The organism is Methylobacterium sp. WL18 (assembly GCF_008040015.1).
In the GTDB taxonomy this organism is placed as follows: Bacteria; Pseudomonadota; Alphaproteobacteria; order Rhizobiales; family Beijerinckiaceae; genus Methylobacterium; species Methylobacterium mesophilicum.
On the sequence record NZ_VRVD01000196.1, the window covers coordinates 1 to 7,815 of the forward strand.

The 7,815-nt window shown below is 71.6% G+C and carries 7 protein-coding genes; 2 read left to right on the forward strand and 5 right to left on the reverse strand.

Going from position 1 to position 7,815, the window contains the following annotated elements; all coding sequences use genetic code 11:
- Nucleotides 1-522, forward strand: a 522-nt coding sequence (locus FV228_RS15120; RefSeq protein WP_246693915.1) for an amidase family protein, incomplete at its 5' end; no start/stop codon positions are given.
- Nucleotides 523-586: 64 nt separating this feature from the next.
- Nucleotides 587-763, forward strand: a complete 177-nt coding sequence (locus FV228_RS33140; RefSeq protein ID WP_187277762.1) for a hypothetical protein — start codon at nucleotides 587-589, stop codon at nucleotides 761-763.
- A 17-nt stretch (nucleotides 764-780) separates the two neighbouring features.
- Here FV228_RS33140 and FV228_RS15125 read toward each other — a convergent pair whose 3' ends face one another.
- From FV228_RS15125 to FV228_RS15145, 5 genes are all read right to left on the reverse strand, one after another.
- Nucleotides 781-1,698, reverse strand: a complete 918-nt coding sequence (locus tag FV228_RS15125; protein WP_238261506.1) for an NmrA family NAD(P)-binding protein — start codon at nucleotides 1,696-1,698, stop codon at nucleotides 781-783.
- Nucleotides 1,695-2,837, reverse strand: a complete 1,143-nt coding sequence (locus FV228_RS15130) for a M20/M25/M40 family metallo-hydrolase (protein WP_147855374.1) — start codon at nucleotides 2,835-2,837, stop codon at nucleotides 1,695-1,697. The genes FV228_RS15125 and FV228_RS15130 overlap by 4 nt, the downstream gene beginning before the upstream one ends.
- Complete coding sequence (locus FV228_RS15135) at nucleotides 2,834-4,315, reverse strand: M81 family metallopeptidase (protein ID WP_147855375.1); 1,482 nt, start codon at nucleotides 4,313-4,315, stop codon at nucleotides 2,834-2,836. The genes FV228_RS15130 and FV228_RS15135 overlap by 4 nt, the downstream gene beginning before the upstream one ends.
- Nucleotides 4,316-4,349: 34 nt before the next feature.
- Nucleotides 4,350-6,707 (reverse strand): penicillin acylase family protein, encoded by a 2,358-nt coding sequence (locus FV228_RS15140; RefSeq protein WP_147855376.1) that lies wholly within the window; start codon nucleotides 6,705-6,707, stop codon nucleotides 4,350-4,352.
- Nucleotides 6,704-7,815: acetolactate synthase large subunit (locus FV228_RS15145; protein ID WP_147855377.1), on the reverse strand; the 1,112-nt coding region annotated here is incomplete at its 5' end. The genes FV228_RS15140 and FV228_RS15145, both read right to left, overlap by 4 nt.

The following is a 7,815-nucleotide window of genomic DNA, read 5'->3' on the forward strand; positions in this document are numbered from 1 at the left end:
GTGACTGAGATCGCCGACACGCCGCCGATCCGCGAGGCGAGCGCCCTGCAGCTTCAGCTCTGGCTGGGCGACGGCTACGAGGCGGCCCGGGCGGCGGCCGAGCGCGAAGGCGACCCGGCGGCCATCGACCTGCTGGAACACTTCAGCACGCGCGCGGAGGCGATGGCACCCGACGCCATCGCCAAGGCGCTGACGCGGCGCGCGACGCTCGTGCGCGACTGGTCGTTGTTCCTTGCCGAGCATTCCGTGTTGCTGGTGCCGGTCTCCGCCGAGCTGCCGTTCCCGGACGGGCTCGACCGGACCGGCGAGGCCGGGATCGCGCGCGCCTTCGAGGCGAACGTCCTCCAGGTGGGTCTGGCGCCGATCGGCGTCCCGGCACTCACCGTCACCACCGGCCTGGTCGGCCGCACGCCCGTCGGCGTCCAACTCGTCGCCTCTCGGTACCGGGAGGATCTCTGCCTCGCGGCGGGCGCGGTCATCGAGGCCGGCGGCGTCCCGGAGATGCCCATCGACCCAGTCTGACCCAACGTCGCCCCGCGAACGGGAACCTGATGGAAACGGCCCCGGTTATACAACCGATAGTTGCATGAGGTCCCCGATGTCCGTGATCGCCACCGCAGGCTGCGTCGGAAGCTCCCTGGTCTTCGCGCTGGCGGCGCCCTCGGGTCCACTCCTGGCAACAGCGGGCTTCTTCGGTGGCGGCACGATCGGGGGGATGATCGGCGCCGTGGCGGTGGCCGCCCTCGGCTGGGGCCGCGCCTGATCGCAACGCGGCGTCGGCTACCGGCCCCGTCGCCGCGCGGATTCCGCGAGAAAGGTCCTGACCGTTGTCCAGCGCAGGTCGGGGTAGCGGGCGTTGTCGAGCGGCGTGAGCCGCGCCTGCCCCTCGAACATGTCGCGCAGGTACTGCATGCCCTGCCAGGGCGGGAACACCGCGCCCCGCCCCGGCGCGAGGGTTCGCGCGACCCGGATCATCAAGCCCAGGGTACCGAGCCCTCCGGCGCGCAGGGGCCGGTAGCGGGTGCCGAAGACGTCGCTCGCCGCCTCGGCCAAAGTCCGGGCGCTGAAGCTGTCGCCGGCGACGCGCAGCCAGCGCGGAGCTTCCGGGTCCAGGGCCGCCCGGGCCGTGAAGGCAGCGGTGTCGTCCTTCGTGGTGAAATCCAGGATCTGGTCGGCGCTACCCCAGCACAGCACCCGGTGCGGACGATGGAGGATCAGCGGGGCCTGCCCGTCGAGCAGCTCCATGAACGCGCCGCTGAGCACCGAAGTGGCCTGGATCGGCGCGGCGTCGAGCCGGGCCTGAAAGGTTCGCCGCAGGTCGAGGTTGCGGTTTCCGCCGGGGACGGTCTTCGCATAATCGATGGAGAAGTCGGACGGGATGAAGCGCGGCACGCCGGCCCGGACCGCGCCCTCGAGCAGGGCGGTCTGCGCGTCGATCACCGTGCCGCTCAGGCCGTTGAGCGCCGAGACCACGCAGCCGGCACCCGCGCAGGCGGCCTGCCAGCTGCCCGGGCGACCCGGGCCGGCCTCCACCATGCGCGCGCCGAGGGCCGTGAGCGGTGCCGTCCGGGCGAGATTGGCCCCGGGCCGAACGATGGCTGTCACGGGCGTACCCTCGCGCCGAAGGGCCCGCACGATCCGCAGGCCAAGATCGCCGGTCGCGCCGGCGACGACGACGGTCACGGGGTCCGCGCTCACGGGCGTTCCGCCGCGCCGAGATTGGCCAGCAGGGCCGCGAACAGGCGCGCCCGCCGGGGCAGGGTCTCGATCAGCACATGCTCGTCGAGGGTGTGGTAGCCCTGGCCGAGCGGGCCGAGACCGTCGAGCGTCGGGATGCCGTTGGCGCCCGTGAAGTTGCCGTCGGAGCCGCCTCCGGCGCTGCGGTGGGGCAGGGGCTGGCCGAGCGCCTCGCTCAAGGTCCGCGCCTGCTCGTAGAGGGCCATGCAGCCGGCATCCGGCTCCCAGACCGGCCGGGTGACGCCCCGGGCGACCGAGAAGCGGACGCCGTCCTGCTCGCCCGTCAGTGCCAGCATCCGCTCGACCCCGCGGTCGAGGTCGGCCTGGCGCTTGGCCATGCTCAGCGCCTGGCCGCGGCACAGGGTCGGGACGCAGTTCACCCATTGCCCGCCCGAGACGATCCCGGTGGAGAAGGTACAATCGGCGTCCGACAGACCGTCGATCGCCAGGATCATGCGCGCCATGGCGCGGATCGCCGAGCGGCCCTCATGCGGCGACGCGCCGGCATGGCTCGGGCGGCCGAACGCTTCGAGGTCGAAGCGCGCGATGGCGTAGCGCCCAGTGACGACGCCGTTGTCGGCCTGGCCGGGCTCGGGCACCAGCACGAAGGCGTGGCGGGCAGCCTCGGCCTCGATCAGGTCCCGTGTCGAGGGGCTGCCGACCTCTTCGTCGCCGGTGAACAGGAAGGTCACCGGCAACGGCGTGGCGATCCCGGACGCTGTCAGGGCCCGGATCGCCGCGAGCGCGATCACGTTGCCGCCCTTCATGTCGAGGATGCCCGGCCCGTAGGCACGGTTGCCCTCGATCCGCCAGGGCAGGCTCCCCAGTGTGCCGACCGGATGCACCGTGTCGAGATGACCGAGCACCAGGATGCCGGGCCGGTCACGATGCCGGTGCGGGAATCGAGCGCGGACGCAATCGCTCAGGCCCATCCGGCCGGGAATGGTCTCGACCGCGGCCCCGGCGACCGCGAGGTCGCGGGCGGCCAGGCCCATCATCCGGTTGACCGCGGCCGCGTCGTGGGTCGGGCTCTCGCATTCCACCCAGGGGCGCAGCGTCGCCAGGATGGACTCCGCGTCGAATGGCAGGTCCGGGATCATCGGGCGCTCTCGGTGGAGGACTCGGCGAAGGGATCGGCGACCTTGGGCCAGTAGCGGCCCGAGCGCTTGGTGTAGGGGATCGCGCCGTAATCGGGCGGGACCGCGCCGGGCGCTGCGACGTAGCGGACCTCGCTCGCGATCGGTGCGAAGGCGGCGTAGAAATGCTGCATCGACTTCACCACCACGATCCGCTTGTCATCGAGGGTCAGCCCCAGCCCCGTGAAGGCGTCGGGCGCGAAGGCCTGCTGTCGGATATGGGTCAGGACCACGTGGATCCCGTCGGCCTCGACCCAGGCGGCGGGTCCGAGGTGCGCCCGGCCACCGCTGAGGCCGCCCTGGCTGTGATCCTCGGAGAGGCCGCGCACGGTGATGCGCAGGTCCACGGGATCGCCCGAGGTCACGCCGCACTTGCCACCGATGCGCAATACGAAGGACGCGCCGAGACCGGCCTCGTGGCAGATCCCGACCGCGCCGGGATCCCAGATCAGCCCAAGCGCCACATCCTTGATGCCGCGCTCGGCGAGCCTGGCCAGGATCGCGGTGTTGTCCGAGGGCGCCCCGGCCCCGGCATTGTCGGCGAAGTCGGCGAGCACCATCGGGCGCGGGTCGCTGGAGGCGAGCGCGGCGTCGATGGCGGCATCGATCGTGTCACAACGGCTCGCCGCCTCCTCCCGCATCGCCCAGACCGCGCCGGCGAGTTCGTCGGCGAGCGCCTGCGCCTTGGCGGCATCGCCGTCGGCGACCACCAGCATCTTGGCGCCGACATCCGGTACGTCGCCCCACGGGAAGCCGTGTCCGAAGGAGACCGACAGGATGCCATCCAGGCCCTCCAGGGCCTCCATCCGGCGTACGAAGCCTGCGACCGGCTCGCGGGTGGTGCGCCACATGTTGATCATCCGGCAATCGGCATAGGCCATCACCGGGCGTATCTCCTTGGCGACCGTGCGCATAACCAGCGGGTAGAGGTCGCGGGCGCGGTCCACGATGTCGGTGTGGGGGTATTCCTTGTAGATCACGATGATGTCGGCGCTCCGCCGCATCGTCTCGGTCAGGTGGCAGTGCAGGTCGAGCTCGAGGCCGATCGTTGCGTCCGGCCCGACGATGGCGCGGACCCGCTCCAGGGTATCGCCCTCGCAATCGTCGTAGCCCTCGGCGACCATGGCGCCGTGCATGAACAAGAGAACGGCATCCACCGGCATCGCGGTCCGAAGATCGTCCAGCAGCGCGTCGCGCAGCTCCTCGTAGACGGCGCGCAGGGTGATCCCGCCCGGCTGCGCGAAGGTCGAGACGCTCTCGATCACATCGTGTCCGTCCGCCTCGGCCAGCGCGCCCCAGGCCTTCAGGCCGATGTTGCTGAGGCGGGGCGGGTTCTTGCTGCCGTCCCGGCGGGCATAATCGGCCAGAAAGGCCGCCCGCCCAGTGGGCAGCGGCGCGAAGGTGTTGGTCTCGGTGGCCAATCCGGCAATGAAGATCTTCAAGGTCTTTTGGTCCTCGTCTTCGGCCGGCCGCCGGTCAGGCGGAGGCCGGGTTTAGCGTGATGATCGTCTCGGTGGCCGCATCCACCGCCGCGCGGCCGTAGAGCATCGGCACATGGTCCTGGCGCCCCCAGACGGGAGCCAGGTGGCCGTAATGCGGGCTGCCCGGGTCCCCCGACTGGCCCGGCACGTTGATGAAGACCGACCGGTCCCAGTCACCCACATCCACGACCATGCGGAACGAGGCACCGTGGGTCAGCCGGAACGTGTCGGTCCGGTACTCCGCGTGCATGACCGATGCCGCGGCGCCGCCGACAGGCAGCGGGCCGACATCCCAGGCGAAATCCGGCCGCAGCGGCGAGAGTGGATGCGCGAACAGGGCATGGTGCAGACGCCCCCAGGACCAGGTTGCCGGTTCCTGACCCATGCGGGCACGACAATCCCGGAAAGCGGCGCCCATGGTCTCGATGAGGAGAGCGTCGCGCGTGGCCGGATCGAATCCCATCTCCAGGCGCTCGATCAGGCTCTGCGTGTCGCCGGGCGGCAGCAGGCGATGCGTCTCGGCATCCGGCACCAGTGCCTTCAGCAGCGCCGGGCGCAGATGGCGGCCCCAGAACACCTCGATCAGGGCAGCCGCCGCGGAGTTCTCGTGCAGCGTACCGTCGAACGCGGCCAGCATGGCCCGGGCCGCCGCGACATCGGGATCCGACACCGCCGGCAGCGCGCGGACCAGATCGGCGAGCCGCCGGGCCGGCTCGGACAGCGCGTCGCCCTGAAGGGCCTGGGAATCCGCCACGCTGTGCCGGGTCTGCCCGTCGAGCACCGCCCGGATCCGGCGGGCGCGCCAAGGCTCGGCCCACTCGAAACCGACCTTGCGGGTTTCGGTCGGAAAGTCCGGCGGCAGGTTCATCTCGTTGGCGGTAGCGAGGTAACCCTCCGGCGGGTCGATGCGGGAGGGCAGGGCGCTGGAATCGTGGAATCCTGCCCAGTCGTAGCGGCCATCGCCCGGCACCGGCAGCAACCCGTCATGGGCGGGGCGAACCGGCGCCTTGCCGGCCATGAACCAGGCGATCCGCCCGGTCACGTCGGCGTAGAGCTGGTTGACGGAGGGGGCCGACCAGTGGCGTAGGGCCTGCCCGAACGCCTCCGGGGTCGTGGCGCCGAGATAGGCTAGGCTGCCGAGATAGGCGGCAGCACCCGGCTCGGACCAGACCGTGCGCAACGCGAAGGCGCGTCCCCCCGCCTCACGGAGCACCGGACCGTGCCGGGTGAAGCCGAGCACAACGGTCTCATCCGGCCCGCCGCGAACCGGGATCGTTTCGGTTATCCGCTCGATCGGCTCCCAGCCGCCTTCGTATCGGTACCGATCCGGATGCTCGGGATCGGTCTCACACACAAAAAGATCCTCCTGGTCCATCGGCGCAATGGTCAGGCTGAAGGCCGCATGGCCGTTATGACCGATGGAGATACCCGGCAGCGCCGGCTCGCCGGCCCCGATCACGTCGAGGCCCGGAGCGGTGAGGTGGACCGCGTAGCGCAGCGAGGGCTGCAGGTAGATCCGATGCGGGTCGCTCGCCAGGATCGGTCGCCCGGTCTCGGTGCGGGCGGGTCCCACCACCCAATTGTTCGAGCCCTCGGCCGGCTCCTTCGGGGCGGCACGCGGCCCGCGCGTGACGGCACCGTGCGCATCGACCCTGGTCCAGTGCCAGGCCTCCTCGCGCGTCGCCGCCATCCGCTCGGGCGTGAACCCGACCGGGGCGGTGGCCAACCGAAAAGCGTCGAGGAGATCGTCGGGCCAGCCGGCGGCGTCGATCCCGTCCGGGACGACCGGATCGTGGGGCGGGCTGATCCGCTTGCGCAGGTCGTCTGCGGCAAGGCCGGCGTTGCGGGTCTCGGCCCTGGCAAGCACACGGGCGCGGGCGACCTCGGACAGGACGTTGCGCACCAGCCCGTGGCTGCGGATCCGGACCACGTCCTCCGGCAGCCACCGGGACGGGCGCGTGTCCGTCAGGGCGAATTCCGGCGGCAGCAGCGCCGGCCGCGCCTCGGTCAGCACTACGAAGGCGTTGATCCCGTCTACGAAGGCCGTGACGATCGCCCGCGTGTCCTGCGGCCCGTAGGCGGCCCACTCGGCCGCCCTATCCCCGCGATACAGGAACAGCCGGGCGGCGCGATCCTGGGCGAGGTAGCCTGGCCCGAAATCCGCCGCCAGCAAGCCGAGGCCGCGCTTGCGCCAGAGGTCGAGCTGCCACAGCCGGTCCCGGGCGGCGTTGAACCCCTGGGCCCGGAACGCGTCGAGCGTCGTTCCGGCCCGGATATGCGCCACCCCCCAGCGGTCGATCCGGATCTCCACCGGGCCTTCCAGCCCGGTGAGCGGGTAGCTGGTGCGGTTCACAGAGCCACTTCGATCAGGTGCGGGCCGGGATCTGCCAGGGCGTGCTGGAACGCCGCGATGAAGGCCTCAAGCGTCTCCACGCGCAGACCCTCGACGCCGAAGCCCCTGGCGAGGCTGACCCAATCCAGGGCCGGATCGTCGAGGCTCAGCATGCCGATCGCCTTGGGGCCGGGATTGAGCGCGCCGACATTGGTGAGTTCCGCCCGCAGGATCGCGTAGGAGCGGTTCGACCAGACCAGGGTCACAACGTCGAGGCGCTCCCGGGCCTGGGTCCAGAGCGCCTGCACGGTGTAGAGGCCGCTGCCGTCGGCCTGGAGGTTGATCACCTTGCGGCCTGGGCAGGCGATCGCCGCCCCGGTGGCCATCGGGATGCCCAGCCCGATCGACCCGCCGCTGAGCTGCAGCCAGGAATGCGGCGCCGCATCCCGGGTCAGGGCGAAGAAGTTGCGGCCCGTGGTGATCGACTCGTCGCAGATCACCGCGCCCTCCGGGATCAGTGCACCCAGGACTTGGCCGATCGTGTCCTGGTCGAGGGGTCCGGAGGTGGGGAGCTTCGGTCGCGGGTTCACGGCGACAGGCTCGGCGGGCGGTGCTTCGACTGCCTCGGCCAGCCGCTCCAGCGCGTCGATCTGGTCCTCCTCGGGGGCGGCGAGGGTGATGGTCGAGGCTCCCTCCGGGGCGAGCAGGCTCGGCTTGCCCGGATAGGCGAAGAAGCCGACCGGCTGGGTCGCGCCGATCAGGATGATGTGGCGGAAACCCTTGAGGGCCTCGATCGCCTGGTCGATCGGGTAAGGCAGGCGCTCGATCGGCACGGTGCCGGCGCCGCGGTCGATCCGGGCGTTCGAGGTCATCGCCATCAGCGTCGCGCCGGTCTTGTGGGCGATCCGGTCGGCGATGACCCGGCCCTCGCCCCGCACCGCCCGGTCGCCGAGATGCAGGAGCACCGGCTCGCCGCTGGAGAGCGCCGCCACCGCGGCTGCGATCGCCGAATCCTCGGCTCGAGCCCGCTCGGGGATTGCCGGCACCGGCGCGATACCGGTCCCGGGGTCCCACGCGGTGTTGGCCGGCAGGACCAGGGTCGCGACCTGCCCCGGCGCGGTGCGGGCGG